This is a genomic window from Clostridium sp. CCUG 7971 (assembly GCF_017590215.1).
Classification (GTDB): domain Bacteria; phylum Bacillota; class Clostridia; order Peptostreptococcales; family Peptostreptococcaceae; genus Faecalimicrobium.
Window position 1 is genome coordinate 13,810 of sequence record NZ_JAFFPK010000066.1, and the last position, 14,905, is coordinate 28,714.

At 28.4% G+C, this 14,905-nt stretch carries 16 protein-coding genes, 1 riboswitch and 1 other annotated feature; of the genes, 10 read left to right on the top strand and 6 right to left on the bottom strand.

The features are described from left to right. Nucleotides 1-66: 66 nt before the first annotated feature. Nucleotides 67-537: a cupin domain-containing protein gene (locus tag JWF52_RS09345; RefSeq protein WP_208333308.1), complete on the bottom strand. Its 471-nt coding sequence runs from the start codon at nt 535-537 to the stop codon at nt 67-69. 213 nt (nt 538-750) lie between these two features. On the opposite strand from JWF52_RS09345, the gene JWF52_RS09350 reads away from it, so the two are divergent. The 3 genes from JWF52_RS09350 (at nt 751) to JWF52_RS09360 (ending at nt 4,403) form a co-directional block, all read left to right on the top strand. Beyond that, nucleotides 751-2,223, top strand: coding sequence for a protein adenylyltransferase SelO (locus JWF52_RS09350; protein WP_208333309.1), 1,473 nt, complete (start codon nt 751-753; stop codon nt 2,221-2,223). A 308-nt stretch (nt 2,224-2,531) separates the two neighbouring features. Continuing rightward, nucleotides 2,532-3,716, top strand: coding sequence for a M20 metallopeptidase family protein (locus JWF52_RS09355; RefSeq protein WP_208333310.1), 1,185 nt, complete (start codon nt 2,532-2,534; stop codon nt 3,714-3,716). Nucleotides 3,717-3,752: 36 nt separating this feature from the next. Then, nucleotides 3,753-4,403, top strand: coding sequence for a helix-turn-helix transcriptional regulator (locus JWF52_RS09360; RefSeq protein ID WP_208333311.1), 651 nt, complete (start codon nt 3,753-3,755; stop codon nt 4,401-4,403). Between the two features lie 97 nt (nt 4,404-4,500). Here JWF52_RS09360 and brnQ read toward each other — a convergent pair whose 3' ends face one another. Continuing rightward, nucleotides 4,501-5,847 (bottom strand): branched-chain amino acid transport system II carrier protein, encoded by a 1,347-nt coding sequence (brnQ, locus tag JWF52_RS09365; RefSeq protein WP_208333312.1) that lies wholly within the window; start codon nt 5,845-5,847, stop codon nt 4,501-4,503. A gap of 108 nt (nt 5,848-5,955) precedes the next feature. Continuing rightward, nucleotides 5,956-6,217: a binding site (T-box leader), on the bottom strand. 259 nt (nt 6,218-6,476) lie between these two features. Next, a riboswitch (cyclic di-GMP riboswitch) is annotated at nt 6,477-6,553 on the top strand. Between the two features lie 219 nt (nt 6,554-6,772). Here brnQ and JWF52_RS09370 point away from each other — a divergent pair. The 3 genes from JWF52_RS09370 (at nt 6,773) to JWF52_RS09380 (ending at nt 8,837) form a co-directional block, all read left to right on the top strand. Beyond that, a complete protein-coding gene (locus JWF52_RS09370) occupies nt 6,773-7,204 on the top strand; it encodes a hypothetical protein (protein WP_208333313.1) in 432 nt (143 codons plus the stop codon). Continuing rightward, complete coding sequence (locus JWF52_RS09375) at nt 7,183-7,536, top strand: PDC sensor domain-containing protein (protein WP_208333347.1); 354 nt, start codon at nt 7,183-7,185, stop codon at nt 7,534-7,536. Before JWF52_RS09370 ends, JWF52_RS09375 begins: the two co-directional genes overlap by 22 nt. Before the next feature lie 71 nt (nt 7,537-7,607). After that, nucleotides 7,608-8,837: a methyl-accepting chemotaxis protein gene (locus JWF52_RS09380; protein WP_208333314.1), complete on the top strand. Its 1,230-nt coding sequence runs from the start codon at nt 7,608-7,610 to the stop codon at nt 8,835-8,837. A 130-nt stretch (nt 8,838-8,967) separates the two neighbouring features. On the opposite strand, the gene dsdA is transcribed toward JWF52_RS09380, so the two are convergent. Beyond that, nucleotides 8,968-10,329 (bottom strand): D-serine ammonia-lyase, encoded by a 1,362-nt coding sequence (gene dsdA, locus JWF52_RS09385; protein ID WP_208333315.1) that lies wholly within the window; start codon nt 10,327-10,329, stop codon nt 8,968-8,970. Between the two features lie 243 nt (nt 10,330-10,572). Between dsdA and JWF52_RS09390 the strand changes: the two genes are divergently transcribed. Beyond that, nucleotides 10,573-11,127 carry a helix-turn-helix domain-containing protein gene (locus tag JWF52_RS09390; RefSeq protein ID WP_208333316.1) on the top strand — a complete coding sequence of 185 codons (555 nt, stop codon included), beginning with the start codon at nt 10,573-10,575 and terminating at the stop codon, nt 11,125-11,127. An 86-nt stretch (nt 11,128-11,213) separates the two neighbouring features. Here the strand turns inward: JWF52_RS09390 and JWF52_RS09395 are convergent, their stop codons facing one another. Further along, nucleotides 11,214-11,588, bottom strand: coding sequence for a MerR family transcriptional regulator (locus tag JWF52_RS09395; protein ID WP_208333317.1), 375 nt, complete (start codon nt 11,586-11,588; stop codon nt 11,214-11,216). A 178-nt stretch (nt 11,589-11,766) separates the two neighbouring features. On the opposite strand from JWF52_RS09395, the gene JWF52_RS09400 reads away from it, so the two are divergent. Continuing rightward, on the top strand, nt 11,767-13,527 hold the full coding sequence (locus JWF52_RS09400) for a 1-deoxy-D-xylulose-5-phosphate synthase (RefSeq protein WP_208333318.1): 1,761 nt from the start codon (nt 11,767-11,769) through the stop codon (nt 13,525-13,527). 141 nt (nt 13,528-13,668) lie between these two features. Then, entirely contained in the window at nt 13,669-13,971 is a 303-nt protein-coding gene (locus JWF52_RS09405; protein ID WP_208333319.1) for a hypothetical protein, read from the top strand. Nucleotides 13,972-14,094: 123 nt separating this feature from the next. Here JWF52_RS09405 and JWF52_RS19280 read toward each other — a convergent pair whose 3' ends face one another. Both JWF52_RS19280 and JWF52_RS09410 read right to left on the bottom strand, forming a co-directional pair. Beyond that, nucleotides 14,095-14,217 (bottom strand): hypothetical protein, encoded by a 123-nt coding sequence (locus JWF52_RS19280; RefSeq protein ID WP_286184079.1) that lies wholly within the window; start codon nt 14,215-14,217, stop codon nt 14,095-14,097. 6 nt (nt 14,218-14,223) lie between these two features. After that, a complete protein-coding gene (locus JWF52_RS09410; RefSeq protein WP_208333320.1) occupies nt 14,224-14,406 on the bottom strand; it encodes a hypothetical protein in 183 nt (60 codons plus the stop codon). A 177-nt stretch (nt 14,407-14,583) separates the two neighbouring features. Between JWF52_RS09410 and JWF52_RS09415 the strand changes: the two genes are divergently transcribed. Further along, entirely contained in the window at nt 14,584-14,904 is a 321-nt protein-coding gene (locus tag JWF52_RS09415) for a PadR family transcriptional regulator (RefSeq protein WP_208333321.1), read from the top strand. Nucleotide 14,905 lies beyond the last annotated feature (1 nt).

The following is a 14,905-nucleotide window of genomic DNA, read 5'->3' on the forward strand; positions in this document are numbered from 1 at the left end:
AAATTTTATTTAAGATAGACCCTTTTTATAAAATATGTACTGTAAACAAATATAAAAAAATAATTTTTATCTAGTTAGTTTTTTTATTACATCTTCTAAATGAGGATACATATTTAAAAGATCTTTTCTTTCAAATAGCTCAAAATCATCAAAAGTAAATGCAGGAGCAACCATACATCCAACTAAAGCAAACCCATCGTTGTTCATAGAAGAACCGAATATGTATCCTTTAGGGACTAAAACTTGAGGAATTTCTCCTTTTTCTATATCTAATCCTAATTGCTTAGTTATAAGCTCACCATCTGGAGTTATCATATATATAGTCAGAGCCTGACCATCATGGTAATACCACATCTCATCAGAAGTCAATCTGTGGAAGTTAGATACCTCTCCAGTTTCAAGTAAGAAATATATGCTACTAAATAACTTCTTATCTTCTCTAAAGAAATCCTTAGATACTATTGATTCTTTGAAGTATCCTCCTTCAACGTGTGGTGTCATATCTAATTTTTCTATATAATATTGTGCTGATTTCATGTTGTACCTCCTAAGTATAATAAATATATTATATCAAAATCTAACTACTTTAGTAATAATATAAATTATTGACTTAATTACTTAGATTAATTTTAGTATAATTTAAACAATATTTTGATAAAAATAGAAATTAACTTATTTCAATCCGAGAATAAGGGTATATTAATATAACATAAATTACACACTAAAATATTAAATATACAAGGAGAAAAAATGACTAATAAAGAAGAAGTTATAGAAATAGGATGGAACTTAGATAATAGTTATACCACTTTACCAAAATTATTTTTTAGCAAAATTAATTTAAATAAAGTTAGCTCACCTGAATTAGTTATTCTAAACTATCCATTAGCGAGAACTTTAGGATTAAATATTGATGCTCTTAAAAGTTATGATGGTGTGTCAATACTTTCAGGAAATAAGACTATAGAAGAAGGTGCTTTTATTGCGCAAGCTTATGCTGGACATCAATTTGGGCATTTTACAATGTTAGGAGATGGAAGAGCATTATTGATAGGTGAGCAAATAACACCTTCAGGTGAAAGATACGATATACAACTTAAAGGATCTGGAAGAACTCCATATTCTCGTGGAGGAGATGGAAGAGCAGTACTTGGACCTATGATTCGCGAATATATAATAAGTGAAGCTATGTATGGTCTTGGTATTCCAACTACACGTAGCTTAGCAGTAGTTAAAACAGGAGAGCGTGTAATTCGTGAAAGTATGAAAGAAGGAGCAATATTAACTCGTGTAGCTTCTAGTCATATTAGATTTGGAACATTTGAATATGTTGCTAGGTTTGGTAGTACTGAGGAACTTAAAGAATTGGCTGATTACACATTAAAAAGACATTATCCACATGTATTAGATGATGAAAATAAATATATTAACTTACTTAATGAAGTAGTAAAAGTTCATGCTAGTCTTGTTTCTAAATGGCAAACTGTTGGATTTATACATGGTGTAATGAATACTGATAATATGACTATTAGTGGAGAAACAATTGACTATGGTCCTTGTGCTTTTATGGATACTTATAATCCAAATACTGTATTTAGCTCTATTGATGTCAATGGACGTTATGCATATAAGAATCAACCTATTATGGCTGAGTGGAATTTATGTAGATTTGCTGAAACATTATTACCTCTTTTACATGAAAACCAAGACAATGCTATAAAAACAGCTCAAGATGCTATTTCAAATTTTTCTAAGTTATACTATTTAAATTGGTTATCTAAAATGAGATTAAAGCTTGGAATATTTAATGAAGAAGCGCAAGATAAAGCAATTATTGAAGATTTACTTAGTATGATGGAAAAATATAATGAAGACTATACTAATACTTTCATTGCATTAACTTTTAATAGGAATAATGACAAAGGTATGTTTAGTACTGAAGAATTTTCTAATTGGAATAACGTTTGGCAAGAAAGGCTTAAAAGACAACCACAGTCAAATAAGTTAGTACATCAATTAATGAAGGAATCTAATCCAGCAATAATTCCAAGAAATCATAGGGTAGAAGAAGCAATAGAAGCTGCTGATAAAGGCGATTTTAATGTTATGATAAATCTTCTTAATGCTATTTCAATACCATATGAACATTCAAAAGACCAAGAGAAGTATTCTGAATTACCTAAACCTTCAAGTTGTGCTTATAGAACTTTTTGTGGGACATAAAAAACTTAAGTTTAATGATGCATATTATAATAAGCATAATTAAGCCATTATTAAAAATACCTTAATCATTATTAACATAAAAAAACACATTTATATAACTATAAATGTGTTTTTTATGTTAATAATTAGTAGAAACCCTAGACAATTTTCATATAAATTTAAACTTTATAAATTATAATTTTATCATTATATTTTATAAAATTAAAAAATATAAAAAAGAGGACTCTATATGTCCTATTTTAGTATTATTATTAAATAATAAGTTAAAAATAGGACTAAATTTTTATACAAATAAATGAGGTGATATTATGAAGAGCTTTATAGAACAAGCTAAATTAATAAAAGAAGACATTATAGATTATAGAAGGTCAATTCATAAAAATCCTGAAGTCGGGATTAACCTATCTAAAACAAAGTCTTATGTAATTGATAAGTTAAGATCATTTGGATATGAACCGAGGGAAATTTGTGAAAGTGGTATAGTTGCTACAATTGAAGGTAATAAGTCTGGAAAAACATTTTTATTAAGAGCAGATATGGATGCTTTGCCTATGAGAGAAGATACAAAATGTGATTTCAAAGCAACGAATGGATGTATGCATTCATGTGGACATGATATGCATACTGCAATGCTTTTAGGTGCAGCTAGATTACTTAAACAAAATCAAGACAAAATAGAAGGTACTGTTAAGTTAGTATTTCAACCAGATGAGGAAGGATTCACTGGAGCTAAAAGTATGATAAATGCAGGAGTGCTTAAAAATCCAAAGGTTGATGCAGCTATGGCAATGCATGTACACTCTGGAACACCTTCAAATACTATACTATATGGATTAGGAACTAGCATAGCTGGATGTAATAGATTTAGAATCCTTGTAAAAGGAAATGGATGCCATGGGGCAATGCCAGAAACAGGAGTAGATCCAATAAATATAGCAGTTCATATTTATTTATCTTTACAAGAAGTAATAAGTAGAGAAATATCAGCAACTAAACCTGCTGTAGTAACTATAGGAAAATTTGCTGGAGGAGAAGCTCCAAATATAATACCAGAAGAAGTAGTTATGGAAGGAACCATTAGAAGTTTAGATAAAGAAATAGGAGAATTTATATTCAATAGAATGAATGAGATAGTAAATTCTACAGCCAAAATGTTTAGAGGAAAAGCTCAATTAATAGAGTTATCATCAGTACCACCGTTAATTAATGATATAAATTTAGCAAACGAAGTGGCATCTTATATAAAAGATTTAGTTGGTGAAAAGTCAGTTATTTCATTCGAAGGTGGAGGTATGGGATCAGAAGATTTTGCCTCTTATTCATATGAGGTGCCGAGTGTTTATTTTATGTTAGGTGCAGGTACAAAGCAAGAAAATCCTTTATATGGGTTACCGATGCATAACGAACAAGTAGTATTCAATGAGGATATAATGGTTACAGGCGCGGCTATGCATGCGTATAGTGCAATTATGTGGCTAAAAAATAATAAATAAAATATTAGTTTAGTAGTAATTTGGAAGGATGCGGCGATGAGATTATTAGATATATTATTCTACTTATTAAAAAATAATTCTAAGACTACAATTAAGGAACTATCTGAAAGATTTAAAGTATCAACGAAAACCATACAAAGGGACTTAGATAAATTATCAGTACTTGGAATTCCTATAATAACATATAGAGGTGTTAATGGAGGAGTAGACTTAGATAGAAATTATATAATAGCTAAATATATTCTAACAGACAGTGACTATGAATCTTTAATATTAGCACTATATATTTCTGAAAATATAAGCGAAAATATAAAAAAATCTTTTCTTATTGATAAATTTACTCTTGTTGATTCTGATAGATGTTCTAGAATTTTAAATAATCTCAAAGAGAAGCTTATAATAGATTTATATGAAAATAAATTTAGTACTGAAAATAAAATATGCAATGAAATTAATAAATCTTTAGATAATAAATTTTTTGTAGAGTTAGAAATAGAGGGAAGTAAAGTTGAAGTATTTCCAATTTCTTATGTCTTAAAAAAAGAAGGACTATGCTTGTATTGCTGTGATGAAGAATATAAATTAATTTTAATTGATAAAATTTCTAAGGCTGTAGAGTGTAAGAAACGTTATTATGGTACTATAATTAGCTATATAGATAATAAAAAAATAGCTAAATTTATTTAAGTATATTTTAATATGGATATAATAAAGGTTTTGTTCTTAATATTAATTAAAAGGCTATAATTTTATAATTATAGCCTTTTTTATTTTTATAATTTATTTATTCTAAATTTCCGCTTTCATTAACTTCATTTTTAATTAAACTAGGTTTTAAATACATTGTTCCTAATCCTAAAAGGATTCCAATTATTGCAGGTACTACCCAACCTAAACCTTGAGAATATAAAGGTAATTTACTGAATAAATCTGAAATGTAACTTACTTTTATTCCTACCTGACCTAAAGTATCAACAACGCTTACTATACCAGTAAATAGTATTGTAAACTTGTAAACTAAAGTATTTTCTTTTATAAACTTATCAAACATTGATAGTACTATAAGCATTATTGAGATTGGGTATATTGCATTTAATAGAGGTACTGATACAGCTAGTATTTTTGTTAATCCTAGATTAGCAAGAGTCATACTAGAAATAGATAATATTCTAACCCAAGACTTATAAGATACTTTATCAGTAAGTGTAGCAAAGTATTGACTACAAGAACTTATAAGGCCAACACTAGTTGTTAAGCAAGCTAATGTAAATGTAGCGGCTAATAATAATGCTCCTGGTTTACCAAAAATATATGTTGTAACATTTGTTAAAGTTTGTGCTCCATTTTCAGTAGCTCCAAATTTAAAACCACTAGTAGCTCCTAGGTGAGCAAGTAATGAATATATTATTACTAGTAAAGTACCTGCTATAAGTCCTGCTTTTATAGTTGCTGAAACGACAGCTTTTTCATCCTTTACTCCATTAGATTTTATTGCTAATGCTATAACTATACCAAAATTTAAAGCCGCTATAGTATCCATAGTTAAATACCCATCTAAAAATCCTTTGACTAATGGATTAGTTACATAATCTTTGCTAGCTTCTCCGTAGCTACCTAGTGGTCTAAATAAAGACCCTAGAAAAATAACAAGTATTAATAGTAATAAAGTTGGAGTTAATACTTTACCCATACGATTTACCAATTTTGTTGGAGATAGTGAAAGCCAATATGCTACTAAAAAGAATACAAGTGTAAATAAGAATAATGCTAAAGATTTTGGTACACTTTCTGGTAAATATGGTGATACCACCATTTCAAAAGGTAGACTTCCAGCCCTTGGTATACCTAAACCAGGTCCTATTGATAAATATATTAAAATAGTAAATATTATTGCAAAACTATTATTAACTTTCTTAGCTAAGTTAGTTAATCCACCTGACTTAGCAACAGCAATTACACCTAATATCGGAAATCCAACTGCTGTTATAAAAAATGATGCCATTGCTATCCATGTATTATCTCCTGCTGATTGCCCAAGAAATGGTGGAAATATTAAGTTTCCTGCTCCAAAGAATAAAGAAAAAAGCATTAAGCCTGTAAGTAATAAATCTTTTTTTGATAAATCGTTCATTTTTATATCCTCCTGTTTTAATTATATTTTTCAGTACTTCATTATTTCACCTTCAATGTCCATTAAAATTCCCCCTTTCAAAAACAAAAAAACCGCCCCTTGTAAAATACAAGGGACGGATTATCCGCGTTACCACCCTAGTTCCAAAAATTAAGGTTATAAAAAATAAACCTATTTTTGGCTCTCAGTTACGTATCTATCAATACGCTTACCTTTTAACGGTGGAAGATACCGGCAATACTTACTGAAAATACGTTCAGCATTGCTTCTCAGAGATGATTTTTCAGTATAATTTGAACATTGGTTTTCAGCAAACACCAACTCTCTGTGGAACAAAAGAATACTTACTTTTTCTCTTCATAGAATTTGTTTTTTAAAAAATTTATTAATCTAATAATATAGACTATTTTTACTTATGTCAATATAAAAAATTAAATTTTTTGTATTTTTATATTTTTTCAAATAATCAATTAATTTCTAAAGTACATAAAAAATATATTAATTATGTAAATAAAAATACAATTTTCTGCTATTATATTAAAAAAATAATATAAAAATATATAATACCTTAAATATTTACAAAAATTACCATTCGTGTTAATATAAAATGTAAAATTAAATATAAAATAAAATTAAATTAGCAAACCCGAAGTGATTCGGCGACGCAAAGCTATAGGGACTTTTTTTAAGTCAGCCAGTTGCATAAATTTTGTATCTTATTTGTATTTTAGAAGAAGAGTATTAACTGGTTTATGTTGATGCTCTTTTATTTTTGTATTATGTAAGTGGGTTTTAATAACTATAATATTTTAATGTGTGAGGAGTGATTAAATAATAAAATAACTAAGACTTAAATAGTTAATTATGTTAGTAGTGCTGATAAATTAACATATAAAGCAAAATAATAAAGGGGAAAAAATGAAAAATGAATTTTAAATTAAGAGAAAAAAGTAAAGAAAAAAACAAAAGTATAAAAACTCAACTTGCTTTAACAATTGTGTGTTTTGCAGTTATTTGCTGTATATGTTTAGGAGCTATTACAAGTTTTTTAAATTATAAGACTTCTAACAGCATTTTATCTAAAACAGCAGTAGAGACTACTAAGCAAGCTGCCGAAACTGTTTCTCAAAAAATTACAAATCTTAAAAATGCAGCAATTCAAACAGGTATTATAAAAGAACTCTCAGATCCTAAGGTAAACTTAGAAGAAAAACAAAGTATTATAACTAGACAGGAAAAGCTATATGGATTATCATTAGGTCAAATTTTAGATGCAATGGTAAGGATCTTTTTAGTGGAAAAGATTATTCTGGAAGAGATTATTTTAAAATATCTATGGAAGGAAAAGCTTATATGAGTAGTCCTGTTGTAAGTCAAGTGACAGGAAATCTTACACTTGTAGTTTCAGCACCTATTTGGGAAAATGGAGTACAAGGTAGTAAAATAGTAGGGGTTGTAACTTTTGACCCAGACAAAGACTTCTTAAATGAAATTGTTAATAACATAAAAATAAGTAAAAATAGTTATGCTTATCTTCTTAACCATGAAGGAACAACAATTGCTCATAGAGATACTAGTCTTATCGGTGAAGAAAATACTATAAAAGAATCAGCAACAAATAAGGATTTATTACCTTTGCAGAAGCTGATAAAAAGCTTATTTCAGGAGAAACAGGATATACTGATGTAGATTTAAGAGGAGATGATTGGATTTTAGGATATGCTCCAGTAAAAGATAGTGATAATTGGGGTGTAGGTGTAATGATAAATAAAAATGATTTCCTTGGCCAAATGTATACTTCAATAATGATTACAGTTATATTATCTATAATATTTACAATTATAGCATTTATTGTAGCAATAAAGTTCTCTAATAAAATAGGAAATCCATTAAAGGAATGTAGTGAAAGATTGAAAAAATTGGCTGAAGGTGATTTAAATTCAGAGATACCAGTTATAGATGAGGATAATGAAATAGGTCTAGTAGCAGATGCTACAGGTAAAATAGTTACTGATTTTAGAGAAATGATAAATACACTAACAAATATATTATCTGAAATTAGTAATGGTAACTTAGATGTTGATATAGATGAGGATAGATTAGGTGATTTATTTGTAAATGATTTTGAGCCTATGTTAATAGCTTTAGATAAAATTGTAGATAGTTTAAATAGTACTTTAACACAAATAAATGTTTCTGGTGAACAAGTAGCAATTGGTGCAAATCAAGTAGCAGAAGGTGCACAAGTACTTTCTCAAGGTGCTACAGAACAGTCAAGTTCAATTCAAGAACTTTCAGCAACTATAAATGAAGTATCGGAACAAATAAAGCAAACTGCACAAAATGCAGAAAGAGCAAAAGAAATATCTGTGAAATCAAGCATTGCTACTGATAAAGGTAAAAAGCAAATGCAAGAGATGATTGCAGCAATGGATGAAATTAGCAATACATCGAATGAAATTGGACATATAATAAAAAATATTGATTCAATAGCATTCCAAACAAATATATTAGCTCTTAATGCAGCAGTAGAAGCAGCACGTGCTGGAGAAGCTGGTAAAGGATTCGCTGTTGTTGCCGATGAAGTTAGAAATCTTGCAGCAAAATCTGCACAAAGCGCAAAAGATACAGCAGAGCTAATTGAAAGATCAATTATAGCAATAAAAAATGGAACTGTAATAGTTTCAGAAACTGCAAAATCTCTTGAAGAAGTTGTTAATGGAGCCAAAGAGTCAGCAGAAGTTATACAAGAAATTGCAGATGCAAGTAATGAACAAGCAGAACATATAAACCAAGTAAATATTGGTGTAGAACAAATATCTGTTGTTGTGCAGACAAATTCAGCAACTTCTGAAGAAAGTGCTGCTGCAAGTGAAGAATTATCAAGTCAGGCTCAAATGTTAGAAGAACTTCTTCATAAATTTAATCTAAAAGAAGAAAAGAATAAATACTTTGATAGCAAAATGTTATTTGATAGTGAAGAATTCTAAATTAATTTTGAAGTAGTGTAACTATTCATAATTAAAATTAATAAAGACCGTGTTGACTAAGTAGTCAATACGGTCTTTATATTTGTAACATTAAATACTATTAAACTCCATAAAAATGAGTTTATTATTTTTATTTAAGTAATGAAACACCTTTATTATAATATTCATCCATCATATCTTTTGGGACCATACTTCCACCAGTTGCCCATGCAATATGAGTTGTGTTGTTTAATTTATCTTCAAGGTTGTTATCTCTTAAATATTTTTTACCTTCTTCAGATGTAAGTATATTTACAATACCTGGAACACCAGCAAGTGCTGAAGGTTCTAAGAATATTTTTTCACTATCAGCCATTTTAGTTAATAGTCTGTACATATTTTCATCTGTAATTGAGTAGCATCCACTCATTAATTTTTCTAAAATTTTACCAACAAATCCAGAAGCTCGACCTACTGCTAATCCATCTGCTGCAGTTATATTATCTATTCCAAATTCTTGAACAGAGACATTATCGTGTTCTCCAGTCATACAACCTATCATCATACATGGAGAATGTGTTGGCTCTGCAAAGAAGAAATGTACATTATCTTTGTATAAAAGCTTAAGCCCAAAAGCAACTCCACCAGGACCTCCACCAACTCCGCATGGTAAATATACGAATAATGGATTATTGCTATCTACTTTTACACCCATATCTTTTAGCTGTTTATCTAATCTTTTAGCTGCTACTGAATATCCTAAGAATAAATTTTTTGAATTTTCATCATCTACAAAGTAGCTACTAGCATCTGCTTCAGCTTGCTTTCTACCTTCTTCAACAGCTTTACTGTAATCAGATTCGTATTCTATAACCTCTACACCTCTGCTTCTTAAAAGATCCTTTTTCCATTGTCTTGCATCTGCTGACATATGAACAGTGACTTTGAAACCAAGTTTAGCACTCATTATACCTATACTTAACCCTAAATTTCCAGTTGATCCTACTACTACAGAGTAATTAGAGAAAAATTCTCTAACTTCATCGCTATCTAGCTTTTTATAGTTATCCTCTAATGTAATTATGTTGTTTTCTAAAGCTAAATCTTCTGCACGTTTTAAAACTTCATATATACCACCTCTAGCTTTTATAGATCCAGAAACTTTAAGGTGACTATCACATTTTAATAAAAGATTTCCTGCAAGTTCCTCTCCGCATATTTCTTCTAATTTAGCTTTCATATTATCTATTTTAACTATTGGAGATTCTATTATTCCATTTTCTGGTTTAGTTTCTGGGAATACTTTTGCTATATATGGAGCAAATCTATCTAATCTTTTCTCTGCATCTAATACATCATCATCAGATAGAGAAACATTTTTCATTCCTTCTTCAAAGTTGCTATGTTGTGGATTTATCCATAATGTTTCCTTTAAATTTATTATTTCTTGTAATAATGGATACTCTTCTATCCAAGTTGAGATTTCTTTGTTTAATACTTTTGAATTAGCCATAATTAACCATCCTTATCTTAATATTATATAGATTTAAATACTGTTAGTTAAATAATATTTAATTTTAACTTAATAAATTAAGTGTGCTTTAATAAATACTAGCATGTTTTTTTATGATAGTCAATGATATTTAATTATTTTGGATTTAAGTAAATAGAATTTAATCAAATTGCACAAAATAGCCTATACTGATATAATTATCTAATAATAATTTAAAATACGTAAAAATGAGGTAGTTTGTAAATGAATGAAGTAGATATATCAAAAAATATTTCAGAATACAGAAAAGGAAAAGAATTAACTATTAAAGAATTAGCTAATTTAATCGGTGTTACACCATCACTACTTAGCCAAATAGAAAAGGGAAGTGCTAATCCATCTATTAATACACTAAAACAAATTTCTAATGCTTTGGATATACCAATGTTTAATTTTTTCATAAATGATGTTGCAACTGAAAGTTTAGTAGTTAGAAAAGATAGTCGTAAGAAAATAATGTTTGCTGAAGATGACAGTTTTTCATATGAATTGTTAACACCCAACTCAAAAGGAGATATTGAGTTTATGCTTATGAAAATACCTCCTAAAAAATCTTCTTCAAAAGAGCTTTTTAGCCATAAAGGTGAAGAAGTTGCTTATGTAATGAAAGGATCAGTCAATCTTTATTTAATGAATGAGGTAGTTGAACTAAATTGTGGAGATAGTATAAAAATACCTCCACACTCAAATCATAAATGGGAAAATATATCTGATTTTGATTGTGAAGTTATATTTGCAGTAACTCCGCCATCTTTCTAGATTCATTGGTGGTGCTTCAACTCTTGAAAATATAAAGTTATTTGAAATACACAAAACCGTATAGATAATTCTATACGGTTTTTGAATTATTTACATATAATAGACTTTTGTTCTTTAATATAATGATTTATTTTGTTATCAACAATTTTAAGATAAGAATTAAAGTTTTTTATCTCGTTTTCTATATAATTCTTATGATTTAAAAGTATATCTTCACGTTTACAAATAGTATCGGGACCTTTTATACATAAATCCACATACTCTTTAATCTCAGATAGAGGCATATGAGTATTTCTTAAACAGCATATAAGATCAAGCCATTCGAAATCTTTATCACTAAAAACTCTATTACCTTGTTCATTACGTTTGATAAAAGGAAGTAAACCTTCTTTTTCATAATAGCGAAGAGTATGAGTGGATAAACCATATTTTTTAGCTACTTCTTTGATAGTATAGGTCATAATTTTACCTCCTAAAATAAATGATATTATATTATAACCCTTAGAGTGTACTCTAAGTAAAGGAAAAATTAGAAAAACTATTTTAAAATTTTCTATTGACTTAGAGTTTACTCTAAGATTTATACTAATCAATATATTAACAAAAATAATTTATAGTATAAATATTGGAGGTATTAATATGTCATTAAATATTTTAAATAAAATTAACAGCCCCAAAGATTTAAAAGTACTTAATAGTGATGAATTAAAAGCATTATCTAGTGAAATAAGAGAAAGTATAATAACAAAAGTAAGTAAAGTAGGTGGACACTTTGGGCCAAACTTAGGTATGGTTGAAGCTACTATAGCGCTACACTATATATTTAACTCACCAATAGATAAGATAGTTTATGATGTTTCTCATCAATCATATCCACATAAAATTTTAACAGGAAGAAAAAATGCATTTATAAATCCTAAAGAGTATAAAAGTGTTACAGGATATACTTCACCTAATGAATGTGAGCATGATTTCTTTACAATAGGACATACATCAACATCAATTAGTTTAGCATGTGGCTTAGCAAAAGCGCGTGATGTAAAGGGTGGTAGTGAAAATATTATAGCTGTTATAGGAGATGGTTCTTTAAGTGGTGGGCAAGCTTATGAAGGGTTAAATAATGCAGCTGCATCAGGAAAAAATATAATAATACTAGTAAATGATAATGATATGTCTATAGCTGAAAATTACGGAGGTCTTTATAAAAATTTAGCCTTACTTCGTGAAACTGATGGAAAAGCAGAAAATAATTTCTTTAAATCTTTAGGATTTAATTATCATTATGTTAAAGATGGAAATGATATTGAGTCATTAATTGATATCTTTAAAAAGGTTAAAGATACTAATCACCCAGTAGTAGTTCATATAAAAACACTTAAAGGTAAAGGATATAAAGATTCAGAAGAAAATAAAGAAGCATTCCATTGGGTAATGCCGTTTGACTTAGAAACTAAAGAACCGTTATTTAAAAGTACTGGAAAAGATTATGCAACTATTGCAGGTGAATTTTTATCACAAAAAGCAAGAAAAGATAGTAGTATTGTAGCAATAACAGCTGCAACTCCTGGACCAGTTGGGCTAGGTTCATTTAGACATGAATTTAAAAATCAATTTATAGATGTTGGAATAGCTGAAGAACATGCAATAGCATTTGCATCAGGTATAGCTTCACAAGGTGGTAAACCTGTGGCATCTTTTGTTAGTTCATTTATTCAAAGAACCTATGATCAATTATCTCAAGACCTTGCTATAAACAATAACCCTGCACTTATTATGGTTTACTGGGGAGGGATAACAGATAGTGATGTGACACATCTTGGACTATTTGATATACCTTTAATATCTAATATTCCGAATATAGTATACCTTGCACCAACTAATAAAGAAGAATACCTTGCTATGATGGAGTGGGGGATAGAACAAGATAAACATCCAGTTGCAATACGTGTTCCAAACATGGATGTAATATCAACTGGTGTTGAAGTTAAACCTGATTTTTATAATTTAAATACTTATGAAAAAGTGAAAGGTGGAAGTGAAGTAGCAATAATTGGACTTGGAAGTTTCTATCATCTTGGAGAAAAAGTACAGGAAAAATTAAAAGAGAATACAGGAATAAATGCTACATTAATAAATCCGAGGTTCATAAGTGGAATAGATAAAGATTTATTAAACGAGTTATTAGATAGTCATAAGTTAGTAATAACATTAGAAGATGGGATACTTGATGGTGGTTTCGGTGAAAAGATTTCAAGATTCTATTCAGATAAAGATATAAAAGTATTAAATTTTGGCGCTTCAAAAGAATTTACTGATAGTGTATCATTAGAAGAATTATATGAACGTTATCATTTAACGGAGGAATTAATAATATCAGATATAAAAAATGCTCTTAAATAAATTTATACTTTTTTATTTGTATATACTAAATTGAGAAAATGTAATATATTTAGGTTACAAAAAAGTGCCTAATTGAGAGAATTAAATAACCTTGCTATATTAAATATATAAAGATTTGTTATAAGCAAGGGAGATATAAATATGAAAAATAAATTAACTTATAAAATACAAAATATACTTGTAGAAAATGATTATACAGAAGTAATTGTAAAACATAAACAAAATAATGAAGAAGTAACTATTCAAAATGCTCAAATAAGATTTAGATATGAGCCTGAAAGAGACAAAGGATGTTTAAGTTTTGGTAAGTCAAAAGAAGATACTGTATGTGAAGTTAGTGATAAAAGTATAAAGGAAGTAATAGTATACAATGATTCTTTAAGCATAGAAACAGAAGAAAAAAGTTACTATTGCTATCAAAGTCAAGATAAAAGATTTTATTAAAAAGCTAAAAAGTATTGGTTAAAATAACCAATACTTTTTTATTTTAGATGTACATATTATTCGTAAAATAAGAGCGGAAGTGAGCTTAATAAAAGAAAATTAAAAAAAGAATTTGTTTGTTTATTAAATTAAACCTAGTTGTTTTAGAATAAATATCCAAAAGAATACTGTAAGTACACAAAAATCAGAACTAAATACTACTATTTGTCCCCAAAGATTGCTATCAGCATCCATTTGCTGAGCCATCGTAAATTATGAAACAGCAGTAGGTGCAGCAAAAATAACCATAAGAGTTGCAAGTTTAACATCTCTATATCCTGCTAATATACATATAGGTATAAATATGCAAGGTACTATTAATATCTTACCAACAACACCTACAGTAGTTTGCCTTAGGTGCTTCTTAATTTCAGTAAACTTAGATAATTTTTGCAATAAACTGTAACATTTATATATAAAATTTATATACTATATAGAAAAAGATACATTGACAGGCGAGGTATATAAAACTAATATGTAAGTATAATAGTAAATGTAAAGAATAAAATAATTGTCATATAAAACTAATATAAATTTAGTCAGATAATCATATAGAGAAGGAGGTGAAGTAATGTGTCAATTACTTCAGATTTAATAAGAGGTCACACAGAAACTATTATTCTAGCAAGCTTAGTTAAAGGTGATACTTATGGATATGAAATTAATAAGAGTATAAAAGAAAAAACAAATAATGAGTATGAATTAAAAGAGGCAACACTTTACTCAGCTTTTAGAAGACTTGAAGAAGGTGGTATGATTACATCATATTGGGGTAATGAAAACAAAGGTGCAAGGAGACGATATTACTCAATTACACCATTAGGAAAAAGCACATATGAAAAAAATAAGATAGATTGGGATGAAGCAAAAAAATTAATAGATAGTTTAATATAAA

Coding starts and splice junctions, on each gene's coding strand:
- JWF52_RS09345 (WP_208333308.1), bottom strand. CDS start 537: ATGAAATCAGCACAATATTATATAGAAAAATTAGATATGACACCACAC.
- JWF52_RS09350 (WP_208333309.1), top strand. CDS start 751: ATGACTAATAAAGAAGAAGTTATAGAAATAGGATGGAACTTAGATAAT.
- JWF52_RS09355 (WP_208333310.1), top strand. CDS start 2,532: ATGAAGAGCTTTATAGAACAAGCTAAATTAATAAAAGAAGACATTATA.
- JWF52_RS09360 (WP_208333311.1), top strand. CDS start 3,753: ATGAGATTATTAGATATATTATTCTACTTATTAAAAAATAATTCTAAG.
- brnQ (WP_208333312.1), bottom strand. CDS start 5,847: ATGAACGATTTATCAAAAAAAGATTTATTACTTACAGGCTTAATGCTT.
- JWF52_RS09370 (WP_208333313.1), top strand. CDS start 6,773: ATGAATTTTAAATTAAGAGAAAAAAGTAAAGAAAAAAACAAAAGTATA.
- JWF52_RS09375 (WP_208333347.1), top strand. CDS start 7,183: ATGGAAGGAAAAGCTTATATGAGTAGTCCTGTTGTAAGTCAAGTGACA.
- JWF52_RS09380 (WP_208333314.1), top strand. CDS start 7,608: ATGATAAATAAAAATGATTTCCTTGGCCAAATGTATACTTCAATAATG.
- dsdA (WP_208333315.1), bottom strand. CDS start 10,329: ATGGCTAATTCAAAAGTATTAAACAAAGAAATCTCAACTTGGATAGAA.
- JWF52_RS09390 (WP_208333316.1), top strand. CDS start 10,573: ATGAATGAAGTAGATATATCAAAAAATATTTCAGAATACAGAAAAGGA.
- JWF52_RS09395 (WP_208333317.1), bottom strand. CDS start 11,588: ATGACCTATACTATCAAAGAAGTAGCTAAAAAATATGGTTTATCCACT.
- JWF52_RS09400 (WP_208333318.1), top strand. CDS start 11,767: ATGTCATTAAATATTTTAAATAAAATTAACAGCCCCAAAGATTTAAAA.
- JWF52_RS09405 (WP_208333319.1), top strand. CDS start 13,669: ATGAAAAATAAATTAACTTATAAAATACAAAATATACTTGTAGAAAAT.
- JWF52_RS19280 (WP_286184079.1), bottom strand. CDS start 14,217: ATGGCTCAGCAAATGGATGCTGATAGCAATCTTTGGGGACAAATAGTA.